Source organism: Roseovarius sp. TE539, assembly GCF_003298505.1.
Lineage (GTDB): Bacteria > Pseudomonadota > Alphaproteobacteria > Rhodobacterales > Rhodobacteraceae > Roseovarius.
In genome coordinates this window covers 30,521-51,842 of record NZ_QNGB01000025.1, presented here as the reverse complement: position 1 = coordinate 51,842, position 21,322 = coordinate 30,521, and the positions used below count along the sequence as shown (strand labels likewise).

General features: G+C 65.0%; 17 protein-coding genes. 13 read left to right on the top strand and 4 right to left on the bottom strand.

What is annotated here, in order from left to right; all coding sequences use genetic code 11:
- Positions 1 to 163 precede the first annotated feature (163 nt).
- Positions 164 to 1,831, bottom strand: coding sequence for an energy-dependent translational throttle protein EttA (ettA, locus tag DQW77_RS14205; protein ID WP_113258892.1), 1,668 nt, complete (start codon positions 1,829 to 1,831; stop codon positions 164 to 166).
- Between the two features lie 208 nt (positions 1,832 to 2,039).
- On the opposite strand from ettA, the gene DQW77_RS14200 reads away from it, so the two are divergent.
- Complete coding sequence (locus DQW77_RS14200) at positions 2,040 to 3,200, top strand: alpha/beta hydrolase (protein ID WP_181711281.1); 1,161 nt, start codon at positions 2,040 to 2,042, stop codon at positions 3,198 to 3,200.
- Between the two features lie 33 nt (positions 3,201 to 3,233).
- Here the strand turns inward: DQW77_RS14200 and DQW77_RS14195 are convergent, their stop codons facing one another.
- The gene (locus DQW77_RS14195) at positions 3,234 to 5,069 is read right to left on the bottom strand and encodes a bifunctional diguanylate cyclase/phosphodiesterase (RefSeq protein ID WP_113258890.1); all 1,836 of its coding nucleotides are present in this window, start codon (positions 5,067 to 5,069) and stop codon (positions 3,234 to 3,236) included.
- Positions 5,070 to 5,277: 208 nt separating this feature from the next.
- Between DQW77_RS14195 and DQW77_RS14190 the strand changes: the two genes are divergently transcribed.
- The gene (locus DQW77_RS14190) at positions 5,278 to 5,892 is read left to right on the top strand and encodes a nicotinate-nucleotide adenylyltransferase (RefSeq protein WP_113258889.1); all 615 of its coding nucleotides are present in this window, start codon (positions 5,278 to 5,280) and stop codon (positions 5,890 to 5,892) included.
- 47 nt (positions 5,893 to 5,939) lie between these two features.
- A complete protein-coding gene (dacB, locus tag DQW77_RS14185) occupies positions 5,940 to 7,430 on the top strand; it encodes a D-alanyl-D-alanine carboxypeptidase/D-alanyl-D-alanine-endopeptidase (protein WP_113258888.1) in 1,491 nt (496 codons plus the stop codon).
- On the opposite strand, the gene DQW77_RS14180 is transcribed toward dacB, so the two are convergent.
- Positions 7,418 to 8,218 (bottom strand): DeoR/GlpR family DNA-binding transcription regulator, encoded by an 801-nt coding sequence (locus DQW77_RS14180; RefSeq protein ID WP_113258887.1) that lies wholly within the window; start codon positions 8,216 to 8,218, stop codon positions 7,418 to 7,420. The two genes, dacB and DQW77_RS14180, sit on opposite strands and share 13 nt — an antisense overlap.
- A gap of 233 nt (positions 8,219 to 8,451) precedes the next feature.
- Between DQW77_RS14180 and glpD the strand changes: the two genes are divergently transcribed.
- From glpD to DQW77_RS14130, 10 genes are all read left to right on the top strand, one after another.
- A complete protein-coding gene (gene glpD, locus DQW77_RS14175) occupies positions 8,452 to 10,065 on the top strand; it encodes a glycerol-3-phosphate dehydrogenase (protein ID WP_113258896.1) in 1,614 nt (537 codons plus the stop codon).
- Positions 10,062 to 11,150: an ABC transporter ATP-binding protein gene (locus DQW77_RS14170; RefSeq protein WP_113258886.1), complete on the top strand. Its 1,089-nt coding sequence runs from the start codon at positions 10,062 to 10,064 to the stop codon at positions 11,148 to 11,150. Before glpD ends, DQW77_RS14170 begins: the two co-directional genes overlap by 4 nt.
- A 14-nt stretch (positions 11,151 to 11,164) precedes the next feature.
- A complete protein-coding gene (locus DQW77_RS14165) occupies positions 11,165 to 12,262 on the top strand; it encodes an ABC transporter ATP-binding protein (RefSeq protein WP_113258885.1) in 1,098 nt (365 codons plus the stop codon).
- Entirely contained in the window at positions 12,262 to 13,134 is an 873-nt protein-coding gene (locus DQW77_RS14160) for a carbohydrate ABC transporter permease (protein ID WP_113258884.1), read from the top strand. Before DQW77_RS14165 ends, DQW77_RS14160 begins: the two co-directional genes overlap by 1 nt.
- Positions 13,134 to 13,955, top strand: a complete 822-nt coding sequence (locus tag DQW77_RS14155) for a carbohydrate ABC transporter permease (RefSeq protein WP_113258883.1) — start codon at positions 13,134 to 13,136, stop codon at positions 13,953 to 13,955. Before DQW77_RS14160 ends, DQW77_RS14155 begins: the two co-directional genes overlap by 1 nt.
- 18 nt (positions 13,956 to 13,973) lie before the next feature.
- Positions 13,974 to 14,246 carry a DUF2160 domain-containing protein gene (locus DQW77_RS14150; protein WP_113258882.1) on the top strand — a complete coding sequence of 91 codons (273 nt, stop codon included), beginning with the start codon at positions 13,974 to 13,976 and terminating at the stop codon, positions 14,244 to 14,246.
- 76 nt (positions 14,247 to 14,322) lie between these two features.
- On the top strand, positions 14,323 to 16,038 hold the full coding sequence (locus DQW77_RS14145; protein ID WP_181711280.1) for an ABC transporter substrate-binding protein: 1,716 nt from the start codon (positions 14,323 to 14,325) through the stop codon (positions 16,036 to 16,038).
- A 125-nt stretch (positions 16,039 to 16,163) separates the two neighbouring features.
- Positions 16,164 to 17,660, top strand: a complete 1,497-nt coding sequence (gene glpK, locus DQW77_RS14140) for a glycerol kinase GlpK (RefSeq protein ID WP_113258880.1) — start codon at positions 16,164 to 16,166, stop codon at positions 17,658 to 17,660.
- Between the two features lie 19 nt (positions 17,661 to 17,679).
- The gene (locus tag DQW77_RS14135) at positions 17,680 to 18,831 is read left to right on the top strand and encodes an iron-containing alcohol dehydrogenase (protein ID WP_113258895.1); all 1,152 of its coding nucleotides are present in this window, start codon (positions 17,680 to 17,682) and stop codon (positions 18,829 to 18,831) included.
- A gap of 284 nt (positions 18,832 to 19,115) precedes the next feature.
- Positions 19,116 to 20,237: a glycosyltransferase gene (locus tag DQW77_RS14130; protein ID WP_113258879.1), complete on the top strand. Its 1,122-nt coding sequence runs from the start codon at positions 19,116 to 19,118 to the stop codon at positions 20,235 to 20,237.
- Positions 20,238 to 20,247: 10 nt separating this feature from the next.
- On the opposite strand, the gene DQW77_RS14125 is transcribed toward DQW77_RS14130, so the two are convergent.
- The gene (locus tag DQW77_RS14125; RefSeq protein WP_113258878.1) at positions 20,248 to 21,279 is read right to left on the bottom strand and encodes a DMT family transporter; all 1,032 of its coding nucleotides are present in this window, start codon (positions 21,277 to 21,279) and stop codon (positions 20,248 to 20,250) included.
- Between the last annotated feature and the right edge of the window lie 43 nt (positions 21,280 to 21,322).

Genomic DNA, 21,322 nt, shown 5'->3' with positions numbered 1-21,322 from the left:
GCCGCAATCAGAGAACCGGCCCGTGGCGTCATGGAAGGCCACGATCAGAGGCCTGACACACGTCCGATCGAAGACCCCGCCGAAAAATCGCAGATAACGCTTGCCAAACAGGGGGCATCCACACACGATCAGCTAAACGCAGTTGCTAGGGTACGTTGTCACCTCACCGCGCGAACTTCTTGTGCTTGATCCGCTTGGGCTCCAGCGCATCCGGCCCCAGACGCCGCTTCTTGTCTTCCTCGTAATCCTCGAAATTGCCCTCGAACCATTCCACGTGCGCTTCGCCCTCGAAGGCGAGGATGTGGGTGCAGATGCGGTCGAGGAAGAACCGGTCGTGGCTGATCACCACCGCGCAGCCGGCGAAATCAACCAGCGCGTCTTCCAGCGCGCGCAGCGTCTCGACGTCAAGGTCATTGGTGGGCTCGTCGAGCAGCAGCACGTTGCCGCCCGAGCGCAGCAGCCGTGCCATGTGGACGCGGTTGCGTTCCCCGCCCGAGAGCAGCGAGACCTTCTTCTGCTGGTCGCCGCCCTTGAAGTTGAAGGCCGAGCAATAGGCCCGCGCGTTCACCTCGGCGTCGCCGAGGCGGATGATGTCCTGCCCGTCGGCGATCGCCTCCCAGACATTGGCGTTCGGATCGAGATCGTCGCGCGACTGATCGACATAGGACAGCTGAACCGTGTCGCCCATCTCGATCGTGCCGGCATCGGGCGTCTCCTGACCTGTCAGCATCCTGAAGAGGGTGGACTTGCCCGCCCCGTTGGGACCGATCACGCCGACGATGCCGCCCGGCGGCAGCGAGAAACCCAGATCCTCGATCAGGAGCTTTTCGCCCATGGCCTTCTTCAGCCCGTCGACCTCGATCACCCTGGATCCCAGGCGCGGGCCGTTGGGTATGATGATCTGCGCGCGCGCCAGCTTCTCACGCTCGGATTGATTGGCGAGTTCGTTATAGGCGTTGATCCGCGCCTTCTGCTTTGCCTGGCGGGCCTTCTGGCCCTGGCGCATCCATTCCAGTTCCCGCTCCAGCGTCTTCTGACGTGACTTGTCCTCGCGCGCCTCCTGCTCCAGCCGCCTGGCCTTCTGTTCCAGCCAGCTGGAATAGTTGCCCTCGTAGGGAATGCCGCGTCCGCGGTCGAGTTCGAGGATCCATCCGGTGATGTCGTCGAGGAAATAGCGATCGTGGGTGACGATCAGGATGGTGCCCTTGTAGTCGATCAGGTGCTGTTGCAGCCACGCGATGGTTTCGGCGTCGAGGTGGTTGGTGGGTTCGTCCAGAAGCAGCATGTCGGGTGCCTCCAGCAGCAGTTTGCACAGGGCGACACGGCGCTTTTCCCCGCCCGAGAGCGTGGCCACGTCGGCTTCGTCGGGCGGACAGCGCAGCGCCTCCATGGACACGTCGATCTGGGCGTCGAGATCCCACAGGTTGGCGCTGTCGATCTCGTCCTGCAGCGCGGTCATCTCCTCCATGAGCTCGTCCGAGTAATCCTCGGCGATCTGCATCGCGATCTCGTTGAAACGGGTGACCTTGGCCTGTTTCCCGGCCACGCCCTGCATCACGTTCTCGCGCACCGTGAGGTTCGGATCGAGTTGCGGTTCCTGCGGGAGGTAACCGACGCGCGCGCCCGTGGCCGCCCAGGCCTCGCCGGTGAATTCGGTGTCGATCCCGGCCATGATCTTCATCAGGGTGGACTTGCCGGCGCCGTTGGGTCCGACAACACCGATCTTGACCCCGGGCAGGAAGTTGAGATGGATGTTCTCGAAGCATTTCTTGCCGCCGGGGTAGGTCTTGGAGACGCCCTGCATGTGATAGACGTACTGATAGCTGGCCATGTCGGGCTCCGATAATTTCGGGAAGTGATGTGACCTGGCGGTTCTATGACCTTTGCGGCGGCGGAACAAGGGGAGGCATCGCGCCTTGCGGTTCACGCAGTGCGAAGCGATAATGGGCTGCCGGACTGCGAGGGGAGCCATGCAAAAATCGGACATGCGCGACGGCCGCAGCCACCGCCCGGAACATCGGCCGTGCCGGACCGGGCCAATGGTGATCATGATGGTGGCGCTGGCGGGATGTTCCCTGCCCTTCGCAGGGCGGCATCAGGACGTGGACGTCGCCCTGTCGGATACCGGGCCTCTCCATTATGTCACCGACCGTGCGCCGGACAGTGAAACCTCGGCGCCAATGAAAGTGGGCGCGTACGGCGGGGAGCGCAGCCAGTCGATGGCCTACGGGGTGTTGACGGATCGCGAGGATGCGGCGCCGGCGGTCCGCGAGGTGGTGCGCTTTCCGGCCACACCGCTGGAGTTTACCATGCGTGGCGGACGACCGGTGACCCTGCCGGAGGATGCGGCGGCATATGCCGCAGCCGCACGCCGGTTCACTGAACGGATTGCCGCGGCCCTGCGTGAAAGCCAGCGCAGTGAGGTGTTGATGACCGTTCATGGGGTCAACACGAATTTCGCCGAGGCGATGGCAGCCACCGCGACGGTCTGGCGGGCGACCGATCGGGCCGCCGTTCCGGTGGCGTTCAGCTGGCCGGCGCGGGATGCCGGGCTGCTGAGCTATTTCACCGACCGTGAGAGTGGCGAATTCGCAATCTATCATCTGAAGGAAACGCTGCGTTTGCTGGCCGATATTCCACAGCTGGAGAGGCTCCATATCGTCGCCCACAGCCGCGGTACCGACGTGGTGACGACCGCGTTGCGCGAGATGGTGATCGCTGCGCGTGCATCCGGCCGCGACCCGCCGCAGGTGCTGAAGGTGGAGAACCTGATTCTCGCCGCGCCCGATCTGGATTTCGATGTTGTGCGTCAGCGGCTGATCGCCGAGCGCTTTGGCCCCGCAATCGGCCGGATCACCGTTTACATGAACGAGGGCGACGAGGTGCTGGCCCTCGCGCAGACACTGATGAAGGGCATCCGGTTCGGACGTCTCTCCCACGAGGATCTGGGCGAGGCGGAAAGAGAGATCTTCAAGCGCATCCGGAATGTCGATTTCATCAGTGTCGGAAACGTCGTCGGGCGCAACAGCCACGGGTATTTCAGGCGCAATCCCGCGGTTCTCAGTGACATGGCGGCAATCCTGCGTTTCGATGCACCGCCCGATGATGAAGACCGGTACCTGACTGCGGATGGCGGCAATTTCTGGCTGCTGGAGACCCCGCCCCGGATCCAGGGGCCGGTGCGGACCGCTTCGCGCTGATCGATGCCGGACAATGCGGCGATTGCTACCGTTTCAGGGACGGCGGGTGCGGGCATCCGGGATATGCCCGCCCGGACCGGGCAGGCGCGCGGCCGGGGCATCGCGGAGCCAGCCGATCATCGCTTCCACCTCCATCGGGCGGGCCAGCGTGTAGCCCTGCGCCAGCGGACAGCGGGCACGGCGCAGGAAATCCAGTTCGACCTGCGTTTCCACACCCTCGGCGACGGTTGTCATGCCCAGTGAATTGCAAAGCCGGATCACCGCGCGGGTGATGGCCCGGCTGCGGCTGTCATGGCCCAGCCTGCCAGTCAGGGTGCGGTCCAGCTTGATGGTGTCGATCTCGAACGCGGTGAGATGCGCGAGCCCGGCATAGCCGGTGCCGAAATCATCCAGCGCCACCCGGACACCCATGCGCCTCAGGCGCCGAACGGCCGTGCGGATGCCGGCCGGGCCACCGTCGAGAAGCGCGGTCTCGAGGATTTCCACGCAGACGCTTTCGGGTGGCAGGTTGCGGGCCTGCAGGGCCCAGTGCAGCAGCGCCGGGTAATCCGCGGCCGAGAGGATTGCGGACGACACGTTGAGAGACAGGCGCAGACCGTCGAAACCGGCATCACGCAGACGCTTCAGGGCGTCGAGGGCCAGAAGCGTTGAGGCCTGGTCGATCTCGGACAGGAGGGCCGCGGATTCCGCGACCTCCATGAAGGCGGCGGGCGCGAGCAGGCCGCGTTCGGGGTGCTGCCAGCGCAACAGGGCCTCGCACCCGGCGATCCGCCGATCCTCCGGCGTGATCTGGGGTTGAAGGTGAACCCGGAACTGCCCTTGAGAGAGCGCGGCGCGCAGGTCGCGCGCCATCTGCTGGCGTTCGCTGCACCGCCGGCCGAGATGACCCGTGTAGACCACCACGCGGCCGCGCCCGCCCTCCTTGGCGGCATAGAGGGCCTGATCAGCCTGCCGGATCAGCGCTTCGCCCGTGCCCGTGCCGGTGGCGCCGTCGGGCCGGCTCGCCCCGACCGAAATTCGCACCGCGATTTCCTGGCCGTGCCAGTCCAGCGGTGCGGCCACGGCACGGCGCAGAAGTTCGGCCCGGGCAAGAAGCGCCTCCTGCGAGGCGACCCCGAGGCAGACCAGCAAGAATTCGTCCCCGCCGGTGCGGCAGGCCAGATCATCGCGGCCGCAATTCGCGGCAAGCGCGGCGGCGACATGGCGCAGCGTCGCGTCGCCCGCGGCATGGCCGAGGGTATCGTTTATCTCCTTGAACTTGTCGATATCGAGTTGCAGCACGCCGATGCACCCGTCGCCAAGCCGCGCACGGACCTGCCCTTCGTCAAGGAAGGCCGAGAGAAGGGTGCGATTGGCCAACCCGGTGAGATCATCGTGATGCGCCGCGTGCTCAAGATCGTTCTTGGCGCGGTGCAGCGCGGCCTCGGTACGGACCTGATCGGTGATGTCGCGGCAGGTGACGACAACACGCTTGTCGCCCTCGCGCGGTCCCATGTCGATCATCGCGTGGCTGAGCTGGTTCCAGAATTCGCTGCCGTCCCGGCGGATATTGCGGACCACATGGAGGCGACGGAAGATTCCGCCGGACGGATCGTAGCGGAAGGCGGTGATGTTTTCCGGGGCCGGGCGCATGGCCGGCGGGAGGGCGAATTCCTGCGGTTTGCGGCCGCGCACCTCCTCCAGGGGCCAGCCGAACATGCGTTCGCAAGCCGGGTTTATCCATTCGATACGGCCCGAGAGATCCTGCAGCGCGATCCCGTCGCGCAGGTGGTCGAGGATCAGGGAAGGTGTGGACCCCGCACCGATATCCCGCGGGTCATCGCCCGCCAGTGCCGGCGCAGGACGCGCCTGGTGATCATTTCCCGCCATGTCTGACCATCCGGTTCCGCCCCCGGGAAATCATCGGATGCATCCCTTAACAGGCGGTGGCCGGCCGGGATCGGAAATACCGAGAAAGCTGATCAAATTGCAATCGCCGGGTCCGTCCGTCGGCGTGTTGTGCAGGACGTGCGGGCCGGGTGTGGCTTGACGACCCTGCGCCGCTGCACCAAAGCTGCGCCGTCGCAGGGAGGGCGCCATGACGCTTCAGACCCCACCCGCCGGGCGCGGGCAGGTGATCGGCCTTCTCGGGGGGTCTTTCGATCCGCCGCATGCCGGCCATGTGCATATCAGCCGCGAGGCGCTCAAGCGTTTCGGGCTGGACCGGGTGTGGTGGCTGGTGAGTCCGGGCAATCCGCTCAAGACGCGCGGCCCGGCGCCACTTGCCCGGCGAATGCAGGCGGCCTGCGCGATCATGGATCATCCGCGCGTGGCGATCAGCGATTTCGAGGCACGGGCCGGCACCCGCTACACGGCCGAGACGTTGCGTGCGCTGCGCCGGGCCCGCCCCGATCTACGATTCGTGTGGCTGATGGGGGCGGACAACCTGGCACAGCTTCACCTCTGGCAGGATTGGCGCGAGATCATGGACACGGTACCGGTCGGGGTTCTGGCGCGTCCTGAAATGCGTGTGGCGGCGCGGCGCTCGCCGGCGGCCTACATATACGCGCAGGCGCGAATCCATGGCCGTCAGAGCCTTTTGCTGAGCCGTTGCGCCGCGCCCGCCTGGTGTTTCGTGAACGTGCCGATGGTGGCGCTGTCCTCGACCCGCTTGCGGGCACAAGGCTATTGGGGCGTCCACAGGCCGCGATGACATAAATGCGCATTGTGTGATCGGGCGTCCTGCGCTTAAATCGCAGCATGACGAAGGCATTTTCCAGACGGTTCATAATCGCTGCGGGACTGGGCGGGCTGGCGACGGCTGCAGGCGCGGGCGCCCCTGCCGTCTCACTGCGTCCGCGGCTGAGGCCGGCGGGGTTCGCGGTGAATTCGGGACCATCGGCGGCGCGGATCGTCGCCGGCTCCAACCTCAGTGGAAGGATCGCCTTCGCGGTTGCCGACACCGGGACCGGAGAGATCCTGGAATCGCGCGGTGCCGCCACGACATTGCCGCCGGCGAGCGTGACCAAGGCCGTCACGGCACTTTATGCTCTGGATGTTCTCGGGCCGGAATTTCGTTTCGAGACGCGTCTTGTCGCCACCGGGCCTCTGAAGGACGGACGAATCGAGGGCGATCTGGTGTTGGCGGGGGGCGGCGACCCAACCCTGGACACCAATGCGCTGGCGGACATGGCGTCCAGGCTCAAGGCGGCGGGCGTGCGCGAGATCACCGGGAATTTCCGGGTCTGGGGCGGGGCGCTGCCATTCTCGCGGGCAATTGACACGTCCCAACCCGAGCACGTCGGTTACAATCCTGCACTTTCGGGGCTGAGCCTCAATTATAACCGGGTCTATTTCGAGTGGAAGCGCGGATCCGGCGGTTACAGCGTGTCGATGGACGCGCGATCCAGCCGTTACCGCCCCGAGGTTCAAGTGGCGCGCATGAAGGTCAGTGATCGCCGATCGCCCGTCTACAGCTATTTCGACAAGGGCGATCACGACAGTTGGACAGTGGCGCGTGGGGCGTTGGGAAATGGCGGTGCGCGCTGGCTTCCGGTTCGCAAGCCGGCGGCTTATGCCGGTGAGGTGTTCGCGACCTTCGCCCGCTCGCACGGGATCGAACTGGGCAAGGCGAAAACCGCAGGCAAGGCGCCCGCGGGCAAGGCGTTGGTGGTGCATCGCAGCGATCCGCTGCGCCGCATTCTGCGCGGGATGCTGAAATATTCCAACAACATGACCGCCGAACTGGTGGGCATGGCAGCGACCGCCGCGCGGCAGGGGCGGCCAGGATCCCTGAGGGCATCGGCCCGGGCAATGTCGCGCTGGTCGGGGGAGGCGCTTGGCCTTGGTTCGGCGCAACTGGTGGACCATTCGGGGCTTGGGGATGCCTCGAGGCTGAATTCGGCGGAGATTGCCAGGATGCTGGTGCGCGTGCATGCGGACAACCGGCTTGAGCCGCTTCTGAAACCGATCCCGCTGCGGGACGAGAATGGCCGCATCGACAAGGGCCACCCGGTAAAGGTGGCGGCCAAGACCGGCACGCTCTATTTCGTAAGCGCGCTGGCCGGGTATGCGACGGTGCCGGGCGGTCGGCAGCTGGCCTTTGCGATCCTGACCGCCGATACCGATCGCCGCGCCCGGATCAACCGCGCCATCCAGGAACGCCCGCCCGGCGCGCGGAGCTGGAACATCCGCTCCAAACGCCTGCAGCAGGCTCTCATCGAACGCTGGAGCACCGTTTACGGAAGCTGAGCGGTGGCCCCCTTCTCTTCTTCGGGGGGTGTGGCGACATGAACCGCCGTGCCCCAGCCCGCGCAGCGGGTTGCCAGCGGGTCGGCCACGGGTCGGTCAGTGAAAAAACGGTGGACATCCCGCAAAGATCCGATCCGCACCGGCGCGCCGCGGGTGAATTTTGAATGATCGGCGACAACGAACACTTCGCGCGATCGGGTGAGCAGGGTCTGTCCGACGACGACCTCCTGAGTGTCGAAATCCAGAAGATCGCCATCCACGTCGAGCGCCGAACAGCCCAGCACCGCCACGTCGAACTTGAAATTCTCGATTGTGCGCGCCGTCAGGTTGCCGACCAGCCCGTTGTCGGCGCGGCGCAGCATGCCTCCGGCGACGACGATCTCGAAGTCGGGATTGGCCTGGAGGATGGCGGCGACATTCATGTTGTTGGTCACCACCAGAAGGTTGCGGTGGTCCATGAGTTCACGCGCCACGGCCTCGGTCGTGGTGCCGATATCCAGAAAAACCGAGGCGTCATCGGGAATCTCGGCGGCGCAGGCACGGGCGATGGTGGATTTTGCCGTCTCGTTGAGGCGCCGGCGTTCCTCGTAAAGGATGTTCGTGACCCCGGAAGGCAGGATCGCCCCGCCATGAACGCGCTCCAGTTTTCCGGCATTGGCCAGTTCGGTCAGGTCGCGGCGTATGGTCTGGACGGTGACGTCGAAACGCTCGGCCAGCCCTTCGACGGTGACCTTGCCTTCGGCACGGGCGATTTCAAGGATGTCGGGTTTTCGGAAAGAAGTTGACATCTGGCGGCCCCCGGGTGGTGCACCGGCGCCCGGCCGGCATTTTCGATTATGTTCGTTTTCTGGCGAAAAGCAAGACTACGTGAAGAAACCTCGGGATTACTGCGGAATGGCCGGGATCCGAAGGCCGATTGTCGGGCCGGAGGCGCAAAATAGAAAATAAACGAACTTTCGTGCTTGACTTGTTGTGACGCCTTGTGCTTCGTTTGCGCTCACATCTGAGGGAGGAGGCTTCGGTGTCGTCAGGGGAGAAGGACGATATCTGCGATCTGTTCGTGATCGGCGGCGGCATAAACGGCTGCGGCATCGCCCGTGATGCGGCGGGCCGGGGCCTGAAGGTCGAGCTTGCCGAGATGAACGATCTGGCTTCGGCCACATCTTCGGCGTCGACCAAGCTGTTTCACGGTGGTCTGCGCTACCTTGAATATTTCGAACTGCGGCTGGTGCGCGAGGCGTTGATCGAGCGCGAGACATTGCTGCGCGCGATGCCGCACATAAGCTGGCCGATGCGCTTTGTCCTTCCCTATCACCGCGAGATGCGGTTCGAGGCGGAGACGCCGACCTCGAAACTGCTCAGCATGGTGATGCCGTGGATGCACGGGCGGCGCCCGGCCTGGCTGATCCGGCTCGGTTTGTTGCTGTACGATCATCTGGGCGGGCGCAAGATCCTGCCCGCAAGTTCGACGCTTGATCTTTCAACGGATCCGGCGGGCAGGCCGCTCAAGGAAAAGTTCCGCAAGGCATACGAGTATTCGGATTGCTGGATCGAGGATTCGCGGCTCGTGGTCCTGAACGCGCGAGATGCCGAAGCCAAGGGCGCGACGATCAATACGCGCACGCAGGTCGTTTCGGCCGAGCGCGACGCCGGGGAACTCTGGACAGTGCGCCTTCGCGACACCGAAACCGGTAACGAGCGCAACGTGCGGGCCAAGGCATTGGTCAATGCCGGCGGACCGTGGGTGGAGAACGTGATCCGCAACACCATCCGCGTCAACGCCACGGAAGGCGTGCGTTTGGTGCGCGGCAGCCATATCGTGACCCGCAAGCTTTATGATCATGACAAGTGTTACTTCTTCCAGGGGACCGACGGACGGATCATCTTCGCGATCCCCTACGAAGGGGACTTCACCCTGATCGGGACCACGGACGCGGAACACGAGGATGTGAACACACGTCCTGAATGCACCCCCGAAGAGGCGGAATACCTGTGCCGGTTCGCGTCGGAATATTTCGCACGGCCGGTGACGCGCGACGATATCGTCTGGACCTATTCGGGGGTTCGGCCGCTTTACGATGACGGGGCAAAATCGGCAACGGCCGCAACGCGCGATTATGTCCTCAAACTGAACGACGAGGGCGGCGCGCCGTTGCTCAACGTGTTCGGGGGCAAGATCACCACTTACCGCAAGCTGGCCGAGGCCGCGATGGCACAGCTGACCCCGTTCTTTCCCGGCAAGGGCGGGGCGTGGACCGCGGGTGTTGCGCTTCCGGGGGGTGATTTCGACGTTGACGGCGTGTCGGCCCTCAAGGAACGTTTGTTGGACCGGTTCGGGTTTCTCGACGATGCCTGGGCCGCGCGCCTGGTGCGTGCCTATGGCACCGAGTCCGTGGAAATGCTGGGCGACGCAAGCGAAGCTGCGGATCTTGGCCCTGATTTCGGCGCCACGCTCACCGGAAGCGAAGTGGCCTGGCTCATGGATCGTGAATACGCGCTGAGTGCCGATGACGTGGTGTGGCGCCGTACCAAACTGGGGCTGAAGATGCGCGCGGAGGAGATTGGCGCGCTCGAGGCATGGATGAGGGACCGGCGAGGCGATGCCCCGGCGGCGAAAAGGGAGGCCGTGCAATGACGCTGGCACTTGAGGGCGTATCGAAGGTGGTCGCGGGGCAGGTGCATATCCACCCGACCGACCTGACGCTCGAAAAAGGCACGATGAATGTCCTTCTGGGCCCGACGCTTTCCGGCAAGACCTCGCTGATGCGCCTGATGGCGGGGCTGGACGCGCCCGAGACTGGCCGGATCCTGTGGCAAGGTGAGGATGTGACCGGAATGCGCGTGCAGGACCGCAAGGTCGCGATGGTCTATCAGCAGTTCATCAACTACCCGTCGATGACCGTCTATGACAATATCGCCTCCCCGATGCGCCTTCTCGGCAAATCATCGGCCGAGATCGACGCGGCTGTGAAGAAGACCGCCGACCTGATGCAGCTGACCCCGATGCTGGACCGCAAGCCGCTGGAACTGTCGGGCGGTCAGCAGCAGCGCTGTGCGCTGGCGCGTGCCCTTGTCAAGGATGCCGGGCTGGTGCTTCTGGATGAGCCGCTGGCGAATCTCGATTACAAGCTTCGTGAGGAACTGCGTGCCGAGATCCCGCGGATTTTCGAGGAGGCCGGCAGCATTTTCGTTTATGCCACGACCGAACCCGAGGAAGCGTTGCTTCTGGGTGGCAACACGGCAACCTTGTGGGAGGGGCGCGTGACGCAGTTCGGCCCCACCACCGATGTGTACCGCCGCCCCGTCGATGCCACCACGGCACGGGTGTTTTCCGATCCGCCGATGAATTTTCTCAAGGTCCGGAAATCCGGTGGCCGGCTGATGTTCGGCGACGGTCAGTCAGCCGACGCCAAGGGGAGCCTGGGATCGCTTGCCGACGGTGCCTATCTGGCCGGGTTCAGGCCCAACCACCTGGAACTGGAGCGCCCTGACGTTCCGGCGCTGGAATTCACCGCCAAGCTGGCCGTGACCGAAATAACCGGGTCCGAGACCTTTGTTCATCTCGATCATCACGGGGAACGCTGGGTCGGTCTGGTCCACGGGGTACGCAACCTTGAACTCGGCCGGCAGCTTCAGGTCTACCTGGATCCCGCGCATGTCTATGTATTTGCCGAGGACGGTGCGCTTGTGGCGCCCGCGTCCTATGCCCAGGCAGCCTGAGGGAGGGGACGGAAATGGCGAAGATCACACTCGACAACCTGGCGCATTCCTACTTGCCGAACCCGACCGGCGAGGCCGATTATGCCCTGAAGGAACTCAACCACGACTGGGTGGACGGCGAAGCCTACGCCCTGCTGGGTGCCTCGGGCTGCGGCAAGTCCACGCTGCTCAACATCATCTCGGGCCTTTTGCATCCCAGCCAGGGGCGGATCCTGTTCAATGACCGCGACGTCACCAATGAGCCGACGGCGGCGCGCAACATCGCCCAGGTTTTCCAGTTTCCGGTGGTCTACGACACGATGAGCGTGCGCGACAACCTGGCGTTCCCGCTGCGCAACCGCGGCGCCTCGGCCAGCTACGTGGCCGAACGGGTCCAGGCGATCGCGCGGATGATCGGCATGGAGTCCGAGCTGAACCGCAAGGCGCGGGGCCTGACGGCGGATGCCAAGCAGAAGATCAGCCTTGGGCGCGGCATGGTGCGCGAGGATGTGAACGCCCTTTTGTTCGACGAGCCGCTGACGGTGATCGACCCGCACATGAAATGGGAGCTGCGCACCCAGCTCAAGGCGCTGCATCACGAGTTCGGGCATACGATGATCTATGTCACTCACGACCAGACCGAGGCGCTGACCTTTGCCGACAAGGTGGTGGTCATGCATGACGGGCGGGTCGTGCAGATGGGCACGCCTCAGGAACTGTTCGAGCGGCCCGAGCACACCTTTGTCGGCTATTTCATCGGCAGCCCCGGCATGAACGTGCTGGAGGCCACGGTGAAAGGCGATCACGCGGTGATCGACGGCATCGAATTGCCGCTTGGCGGGCGCTACGAGGCGCTTTCCGGGCGTGTACAGCTTGGCGTGCGGCCCGAGTTCACCCGCCTGACCGGGGGTGAGGACGGGTTGGCCGTGCGTGTGAAGCGCGTCGAGGACGTGGGCCGCCACAAGGTGGTGCGCACGGATTTCTTCGGCACGGAGATAAACGTGATCATGCCCGAGGGCGCCGAGATCTCGCCTGACATGACGCGGGTCAGCTTCGCCCCGGAGGGCACAAATATCTATGCGGACGACTGGCGCGTAACGCCGTCGGGGCCGGCGAACGGGGGGGCGGCATAATGGAAAAGACGGTCAATCAGAAAGCGTGGTTCCTGGTTCTGCCGGTGCTGGTGCTGGTCTCCTTTTCGGCGATCATTCCGCTGATGACGGTGGTCAACTATTCCGTGCAGGACAGTTTCGGGCAGAACCAGTTCTTCTGGGCGGGTCTGGTCTGGTTCGAGGATATCCTGACCTCGGAGCGCATGCACAGCGCCCTCGGACGACAGGCGCTGTTCACCGGCATCATCCTGGCGATCCAGGTGCCGCTGGGGATCTTCGTGGCGCTCAACATGCCAAAGAGCGGTTTCTGGTCCACCTTCTGCCTGGTCACGATGTCGCTGCCGCTTCTGATCCCGTGGAACGTTGTCGGTACCATCTGGCAGATTTTCGGACGCGTGGATATCGGCCTGCTGGGCTACACGCTGGATGCGATCGGGATTGATTACAACTACACGCAGGACGCGTTGGATGCATGGATCACGTTGATCGTGATGGATGTCTGGCACTGGACGTCGCTGATTGCGCTGTTGGCCTTCGCGGGGCTGAAATCCATCCCCGACGCCTACTACCAGGCGGCGCGGATCGACCAGGCGAGCCGCTGGAAGGTGTTCCGCTACATCGAGTTGCCCAAGATGTCGGGGGTTCTGACCATCGCGATCCTGCTGAGGTTCATGGACAGCTTCAAGATCTATACCGAGCCCTTCGTGGTCACCGGCGGGGGGCCGGGCAACGCCACCACCTTCCTGTCCATCGACCTGGTGAAGATGGCACTGGGGCAGTTCGACCTCGGACCCGCCGCCGCCTTTTCGATCATGTATTTCCTCGTGATCCTCGCGATCAGCTGGGTGTTCTACACGGTGATGACCAATCTCGATAAACAGGGGGGCGTGTGATGGCCGACAAAACGACGTCACGCATCAGTGGCAGCACGGTGGTCATGGGGCTTTACCTGCTCTTCCTGATGCTTCCGGTCTACTGGCTGGTGAACATGAGCCTCAAGACCAATGACGAGATCCTCAGCGCCTTCACGTTGTGGCCACGGGATCTGACCTTCGCCAATTACGCCACCATCCTGACGGATGCGAGCTGGTACATGGGCTACGTCAACTCGATCATCTACGTGACGCTGAACACGGTGATCTCGATCACGGTGGCGCTTCCGGCGGCCTACGCCTTCAGCCGATACAGCTTCGTGGGCGACAAGCACCTGTTCTTCTGGCTGCTGACCAACCGGATGGCCCCGCCGGCGGTCTTCGCGCTGCCCTTCTTCCAGCTTTATTCCTCTGTCGGGCTTTTCGACACGCATATCGCGGTGGCCCTGGCGCATACCCTGTTCAACGTACCACTGGCGGTGTGGATCCTCGAAGGGTTCATGCGCGGTGTCCCCAAGGAGATCGACGAAACCGCCTATATCGACGGCTACGGGTTCGGGCGGTTCTTCGTGAAAATCTTCATGCCGCTCATCGCCTCCGGCATCGGCGTGGCAGCGTTCTTCTGCTTCATGTTCTCCTGGGTGGAGCTGTTGCTGAGCCGCACGCTGACGAGTGTCGATGCCAAGCCGATCGCCGCGACGATGACGCGCACGGTGGGCGCGAGTGGCGTGGATTGGGGCGTCCTTGCCGCCGCGGGGGTGCTGACCATCCTGCCGGGTGCGCTGGTGATCTATTTCGTCCGCAACTACATCGCCAAGGGCTTCGCCCTGGGCCGGGTCTGATCAACGAGAGGATACGACATGGACTGGATGGCATGGACATGGCCAACGGCCGCCTTCTTCGCGGTGATCGCGTCGCTGCTGATCATCTTCACGATCCTCGCCGCGCGGTACCCGGAAACCCCGCGCAAGGGCATCCTGCGCATCGAGACGACGCGCGGCGACCGGCTTTTCATAACGCTTCTGGGCTCGGCCTTCATCAACCTGGCCTGGCTCGGGCTTCTCAGCGCCCCGCAATGGGGGGCGTTGATCGTCTGCCTGATCTATGCCGCGGCGGTCTTCCGCTGGGTCTGATCGGGCCACAACGCGCGCCCGGACGGTCCGGGCGCGTCCACGCAAACCAAGGTTCTGTCTAGGGAGGAACAACAGCATGAACTTGAGATTGACAACAACCACCGCCATGGTGGCGGCGCTCGGTCTGATGACCGGCCCCGCGCTGGCGGACATGAGCGACGCCAAGGCGTTTCTCGATGAGGAGATCGGCGATCTCTCGGTGCTCAGCCGCGCCGAGCAGGAAGCCGAAATGCAGTGGTTCATAGACGCCGCCGAGCCTTTCCGGGGCATGGACATCACGGTTGTATCGGAAACCATTGCCACGCATGAATACGAGTCAAAGGTTCTGGCGCCGGCATTCTCGGCGATCACCGGCATCAATGTCACCCACGACCTTATCGGCGAGGGCGACGTTGTGGAAAAGCTGCAGACGCAGATGCAGTCGGGCCAGAATATCTATGACGCCTATGTCAACGATTCCGACCTCATCGGCACCCACTGGCGCTATCAGCAGGTGCGCAACCTGACCGACTGGATGGCCGGCGATGGCGCCGACGTGACCAATCCGGGCCTCGACGTCGACGATTTTATCGGCACCCAGTTCACCACCGGACCGGATGGCAAGCTCTACCAGTTGCCGACCCAGCAATTCGCGAACCTCTACTGGTTCCGCTACGACTGGTTCAACGACCCCGAGATCAAGGCAGAATTCGAGGACGAGTACGGTTACGAACTGGGCGTACCTGTCAACTGGTCGGCCTACGAGGATATCGCGGAGTTCTTCACCGGCCGCGAAATCGACGGCCAGGAAGTCTTTGGCAACATGGACTACGGCAAGAAGGATCCCAGCCTCGGATGGCGTTTCACCGACGCGTGGATGTCGATGGCCGGCATGGGCGACAAGGGTGAGCCCAACGGCCTGCCTGTCGATGAATGGGGTATTCGCGTGAACGACAAGAGCCAGCCCACCGGCTCGTGCGTGGCGCGCGGTGGCGCGACCAACAGCCCGGCGGCTGTCTACGCGATCGAGAAATACACCAAGTGGCTGAACGACTACGCGCCGCCGGCGGCCTCCGGCATGACATTCGGCGAGGCTGGACCGGTCCCCGCGCAGGGCAATGTGGCACAGCAGATGTTCTGGTACACGGCCTTTACCGCGTCGATGGTGGGTGAAGGGGCCGAGGCGGTCCTCAACGACGATGGCACGCCGAAATGGCGCATGGCGCCCAGCCCCCACGGTGCCTACTGGCAGGAGGGCATGAAGGTCGGCTACCAGGACGCGGGATCCTGGACGCTCATGAAATCCACCCCCGTGGACCGCGCCAAGGCGGCATGGCTCTATGCGCAGTTCGTGGTCTCCAAGACCGTGGATGCCAAGAAATCCCATACCGGGCTGACCTTCATCCGCGAGTCCACCGTCAACCACGAGAGCTTCACCGAGCGCGCCGACAAGCTGGGCGGTCTGGTGGAATTCTACCGCAGCCCGGCCCGGGTGCGCTGGTCGCCCACGGGCACCAACATCCCGGACTATCCCAAGCTGGCGCAGCTGTGGTGGCAGAATATCGGCGATGCGTCCTCGGGCGCCAAGACTGCCAAGGAAGCTCTGGACAGCCTCTGCGAGCAGCAGGAGCAAGTGCTGGAACGGCTGGAACGGGCCGGTGTCCAGGGTGATCTTGGCCCCAAGCTCAACGAGGAGCGCGATCCGGACTACTGGCTGAGCCAGCCGGGCGCCCCCAAGGCGGCGCTTGACAACGAGAACCCTGCGCCGGAAACCATCAGCTATGACGAGCTGATCGCGGGGTGGCAGGACTGATGCAGCACCGCCGGGGCCGACAGGCCCCGGCCTTCGCGGTATCACTTACCTCGAAACGACCCTCCGGGCGGCGCGTACTGCATGCGCCGCCCGGCCTGTGACCATACCGGAGCGGCAGCCTAGAAATGACCCATATCCTTGCCATCGATCAGGGCACGACATCGAGCCGCGCGATCATTTTCGATGCCGGAATGAAGCTTCTGGCCACCGCGCAGGAGGAATTTCAGCAACATTATCCAAGGTCCGGCTGGGTGGAGCATGATCCGGCCGACCTGTGGTCGACCACCGCCGGCACCTGCCGCGAGGTGATCGAACGGGCCGGCTTGACGGCGGCCGATATCGCCGCGGTCGGCATCACCAACCAGCGCGAGACAACGATTGTCTGGGACCGCGAGACCGGCAAGCCGGTGCAGAACGCCATCGTCTGGCAGGACCGCCGCACCGCCGAGACCTGCCGCACGCTGCGCGATGCCGGGCACGAGCCCATGGTGACCGAACGCACCGGTCTTTTGCTGGATCCCTATTTTTCGGGCACCAAACTCAAGTGGATCCTCGACAATGTCGAGGGCGCCCGCGCCCGGGCCGAGAGGGGCGAGCTGCTTTTCGGCACCGTGGATTGCTACCTGATCTGGAAGCTGACCGGCGGACGGGTACATGCCACCGATGCCACCAATGCCGCCCGTACCCTGCTTTACGATATCCGCAAGGGGCGGTGGTCCACAACCATCTGCGATCTTCTGGACATTCCCGAAGCGATGTTGCCGGAGGTGCGCGACTGCGCCGCCGAATTCGGCAGGACCCGGGCGGATCTTTTCGGGGCGGAGCTGCCGATCCTGGGCGTGGCCGGGGATCAGCAGGCGGCGACTGTCGGGCAGGCCTGTTTCAGCCCCGGCATGCTCAAATCCACCTACGGGACAGGCTGCTTTGCCCTGCTCAATACCGGGACCGTGCCTGTGAACTCGGAAAACCGGCTTCTGACCACCATCGCCTATCAGCTCGACGGGCAGACGACCTATGCGCTGGAGGGCTCGATCTTCATTGCCGGTGCGGTGGTGCAGTGGCTGCGTGACGGGCTGGGCCTGATCCGCACGGCCGCCGAAACGCAGCCATTGGCCGAGAAGGCCGATGTGGCGCAGGAGGTCATGCTGGTGCCCGCCTTCACCGGGCTTGGCGCGCCCTACTGGCGGCCCGATTGCCGCGGTGCAGTGTTCGGACTGACGCGCAACACCGGCCCGGCGGAAATGGCCCGCGCGGCGCTGGAAAGCGTCGGGTATCAGACCCGCGACCTGCTGGAGGCGATGAAGGCGGACTGGGCCGGCGAGGCGGGTCGTGCCGAGGTCGCCACGCTGCGCGTGGATGGCGGCATGAGCGCCTCGGACTGGGCGATGCAGTTCCTGGCCGATATCATCGACGCGCCCGTGGACCGGCCCGAGGTCCTGGAGACCACCGCGCTTGGCGCCGCGTGGCTGGCGGGAATGCGTGCCGGGGTTTATCCCGAGCAGGCGGATTTCGCCAAGACCTGGGCGCTGGAACGCCAGTTCACCCCGTCTATGGACGCTTCGCTGCGCGATGCGAAATACGGTGCATGGCAACGCGCCGTGCAATCGACGCTGGCCTTCTGAGCGGCGCGGCGTGGCTGACCTGACCGCATTCGACATGGTTGCCCCCGGGCGGCTGATCTTCGGTCGCGGAAAGGCGGAGTACGCGGCAGAGATGGCCGCGGGTCTCGGGCGCCGCGCCCTGCTGGTTCATGGGCGGGAACCGGAAAGGGCCGCGTGGTTGATGGATGCGCTGCGCCGCGAAGGCTGTGCCGTGATGGCGGTCTCCTCTCCGGGAGAGCCGGACCTGCCGGCCCTCGAGTCCGCGCTGGAGCATGCCCGCGGCCATACCCCAGACCTGGTGGTCGCGATCGGTGGTGGCGCCGTCCTGGACACAGGCAAGGCGCTGGCCGCGTTGATTCCGGGCCGCCGCCCGATCATGGACCATCTTGAGGTCGTGGGGCGTGCCTTGCCGCTGGAGGTCGCGCCGCTGCCGATGCTTGCGCTGCCCACCACGGCCGGCACCGGGGCCGAGGTGACGCGCAATGCGGTAATCGGGGTGCCGGGGTCGCGCCGCAAGGTCAGCCTTCGTGACACGCGTATGGTGCCCGACCTCGCGATCGTTGATCCGGCGCTGACCGACGGATTGCCGCCCGCGGTGACCCTGGCCTCCGGTCTGGATGCGCTGACTCAGGTGATCGAACCTTTCCTGAGCAGCCGCGCCGCACCGATGAGCGACGCGCTTTGTGCCGCGGCGATCCCCGTGGCGCTGCCGGCCCTGATCCGGCTGATGGAGGAAGAGGAGGATCCGGGCGCGCGGGACAGCATGGCCTGGGTCAGCCTGTGCGGCGGCCTCGCACTGGCACAGGCGGGACTGGGCGCGGTTCACGGTCTGGCCGGCGTGATCGGCGGCATGGCGCCGGATGCACCGCACGGTGCGGTCTGTGGTTCACTTCTGCCGCATGTTCTCTCGGTGAATGCCGAGCGGTTGCGCGATGCGGATGCCGTGACACGAATGGCCCGGGTTCTGGGGTGGATGGCCGCGCCGCTTGAGGTGAGCGCGCCCCGGGATGTCCCGGCGGCACTGGCGGCGTGGAGCCGGGCGCAGGGGCTGCCCGGGCTGACTGCGATGGGCCTGGAACCGGCGGAATTCGGGGTGGTGGCACGGGCGGCGCAAGGCGCGTCCTCGATGAAACCGAACCCGGTGCCTCTTGACGTAGCGGCACTCGTGGCCTGCCTGCGGGCCGCCGCCTGAGCCGTGCCGGCCCGAAGGCGTGGCGGCGCCACACAGGATGCGTTGGCGTTTCACCTCGCAGGCCTCGGGGGCCGGCCCGTCGCCAATGACTCCCGGACCAATGGTGGGACAATGACGACGCCCGGAGTATTGAAGGAAATAGGAAACAGGGGGCAACTTCATCTTTCCCGAAATACTCCCGCCGGAGGCCCTTGGGGGATCGAGCCCCGCGGGGGGCTCGCAACGCCCGGTCGGATGGGCTAGAGACCGGTCAACGTCCCCGGTGCCGCCGCAAGGAGCAATCCATGCCTGATCCGATCTCGGCCATTGTCCCGGCCCGCGACGAGGCGGCGACCATCGCCACCGTGGTCGCGGCGCTGCGCGGCAACCCGGCCATTGGCGAAGTTCTGGTTATCGACAATGCCTCGGAGGACGGAACCGGCGCCCTGGCCGCACAAGCGGGTGCGCGTGTGATCACCGAGGTGCGGCCTGGCATGGGCCATGCGGTACGGACCGGACTGGCGGCGGCACGGTATGACTGGGTGGTCAAGGTCGATGCGGATCTGGACAGGTTCGAGGGCGATCTGGTGGCGCGCCTGCTGGCTGCGCGCGGGGCAGACACGGGGCTGGTCAAGGGCAAATGGGCGGACCCCGGCGATGACATGCCGATGACCCGCCTCCTGATTCGTCCGGCGCTGACACATATGTGGCCGGGGCTGGCGCATCTTGAGGCACCGAATTCTGGCATCTACCTGATTGACCGCTCCTGCATCGCCGTGGAAGAGCTCAGAGGGGATTACGCTGCCGATCTTGATGCGATGATCCGGGTTCATTGTGCCGGGCGCGGAGTCGCGGAAGCCGATATCGGTCGGATCGAGCATGACCGCCGTGACATCACGCATTACAACGCCATGGCGTCGGTGATCATGGGCTTTCTGTTGGAACGGCATGCGCGGGACGCTGGTGAGGCGCTTGTCGTGATCGCGCCGGGGGCGCCGCCGGTGATCGCCGGCTGCCTGGGGTTGCTGGCCGCGCGGTTGCGGGCGGGCGGGCGCGTGGTCCTGTGCCTGGAAGAGGCGGGCGGACCGGGTGCGGCGGCCCTGCATGCGGCGCTGTCGCGGTTCCCGACCGCGTTGTTCCGTGCACCCGCGGATGCGGTGGCGGCGGTCGCGGGCGCGACGGCCTGCCGGGTGATCTGCCCCTGGCCCGGTGCGGCCGGGGCACGGCGGCTGGCGGCCGATCTGGACGCGCGGCTTCTGGCGATGCCGGTGGATGGCGGCGGCCGCGTGGCGCCGGAGTTCCGGGCGGGCCTGAGCCTCGGGTCGCAGGCCGGGGCGGACCTGGCCGCCGCGATCTGCCGGGAGTGCGGGATCGATCCTGTGCAACCCTCCGAATGCACGCTCCTGGCGCCGCTTCCACCGGGATGAGGGGTGTGCCTCAAGCCCCCTTGAAGTTGCACCGCCCTTCCAGTTCCATCGCCCGTTCCTGCGCGCGGCGCTCGGCCTTCCTGCGGCGAATGCGGCCGATCTGGCCGACGCCGATCGCGGTGAGAATGATCGCCCCGCCGGGAACAAGGCCGGGGCCCGGGTCCTCGCCCAGCAGCACCATGGCGATCAGGATGGCCGCCAGCGGCGAGAATGAGGTGGCCAGCGACACGTCTCCCGACCGGGCATGCTTGAGCCCGATATTCCAGGCGAACTGCCCGATGATGATGACAATCACGGCGTAGATCCAGACCCATTTCAATACCACCGGTTCCAGAAGGTCCTGGAAATGATTGGGGCCATACAGGTAGAGCGCCACGACGAAGTAGATCGCCGTCCCAAGCACTGTCCGGTAGATCGAGAAGATTCCGAGTGGCACGGCCTTGAGCCCGGCCCGGGTCACGATGGTGGAGGCGATGAAGGACAGCGTGGCCCCCACGGTGGCGATCTCGCCGGGGCCGAAGCGGAAGGTGGCGCCGCCGCCCTTCATGGCAATCATCACGACCGCGCCGATCAGGGCGATCAGCCCGGCGGCCATCGCCCACGGATCGAGCCTTTCTCCCAGGAAGAGCCATGCCGCGAGCAGGAAGAGCGGAGGCTCGATCCGTCCCACGAGGACCACGTTGGTGACGGTTGTCTGCTCCAGCGCATAAAAGAAGAGGCCCGGTGTCAGCGCCGAGGACAGGACCGCGGACACGGTCAGAAGGCCCCAGTCGCGCCGGGTGAGCTTGCGCAGGTTGTCGCGCGTCCAATCGTGCCAGAAAAAGATCATCATCGGCACGATCGAGATCAGCGAGCCCAGGAACAGCAGGTTGCAGAAGGTGATCGCGTTGCGGCCGTCTACCGGGTGGCGCTCTCCGATCTCGGCCAGCAGCGAGACGATGGAGTTGGACGAAGCGTAGACCATCACCGCAACCCAGGCCAGGGCGGCGCCCAGGGCGACCCTGGAATGTCCGGTGCTTGTATCTGTCTGAACGAGGCTCATTGTCCCTGTCTCCGCTTTGCATTGTCCGCAAGCATGTGGCGCA

Excerpts from the sequence above, each read along its gene's own strand:
- DQW77_RS14195 (WP_113258890.1), bottom strand. The coding sequence starts at position 5,069 with ATGGCGGGAAATGATCACCAGGCGCGTCCTGCGCCGGCACTGGCGGGC.
- DQW77_RS14130 (WP_113258879.1), top strand. The coding sequence starts at position 19,116 with ATGCCTGATCCGATCTCGGCCATTGTCCCGGCCCGCGACGAGGCGGCG.
- DQW77_RS14200 (WP_181711281.1), top strand. The coding sequence starts at position 2,040 with ATGGTGATCATGATGGTGGCGCTGGCGGGATGTTCCCTGCCCTTCGCA.
- DQW77_RS14150 (WP_113258882.1), top strand. The coding sequence starts at position 13,974 with ATGGACTGGATGGCATGGACATGGCCAACGGCCGCCTTCTTCGCGGTG.
- DQW77_RS14170 (WP_113258886.1), top strand. The coding sequence starts at position 10,062 with ATGACGCTGGCACTTGAGGGCGTATCGAAGGTGGTCGCGGGGCAGGTG.
- dacB (WP_113258888.1), top strand. The coding sequence starts at position 5,940 with ATGACGAAGGCATTTTCCAGACGGTTCATAATCGCTGCGGGACTGGGC.
- DQW77_RS14145 (WP_181711280.1), top strand. The coding sequence starts at position 14,323 with ATGAACTTGAGATTGACAACAACCACCGCCATGGTGGCGGCGCTCGGT.
- DQW77_RS14180 (WP_113258887.1), bottom strand. The coding sequence starts at position 8,218 with ATGTCAACTTCTTTCCGAAAACCCGACATCCTTGAAATCGCCCGTGCC.
- DQW77_RS14160 (WP_113258884.1), top strand. The coding sequence starts at position 12,262 with ATGGAAAAGACGGTCAATCAGAAAGCGTGGTTCCTGGTTCTGCCGGTG.
- glpK (WP_113258880.1), top strand. The coding sequence starts at position 16,164 with ATGACCCATATCCTTGCCATCGATCAGGGCACGACATCGAGCCGCGCG.
- ettA (WP_113258892.1), bottom strand. The coding sequence starts at position 1,831 with ATGGCCAGCTATCAGTACGTCTATCACATGCAGGGCGTCTCCAAGACC.
- DQW77_RS14165 (WP_113258885.1), top strand. The coding sequence starts at position 11,165 with ATGGCGAAGATCACACTCGACAACCTGGCGCATTCCTACTTGCCGAAC.
- DQW77_RS14125 (WP_113258878.1), bottom strand. The coding sequence starts at position 21,279 with ATGAGCCTCGTTCAGACAGATACAAGCACCGGACATTCCAGGGTCGCC.
- DQW77_RS14155 (WP_113258883.1), top strand. The coding sequence starts at position 13,134 with ATGGCCGACAAAACGACGTCACGCATCAGTGGCAGCACGGTGGTCATG.
- DQW77_RS14190 (WP_113258889.1), top strand. The coding sequence starts at position 5,278 with ATGACGCTTCAGACCCCACCCGCCGGGCGCGGGCAGGTGATCGGCCTT.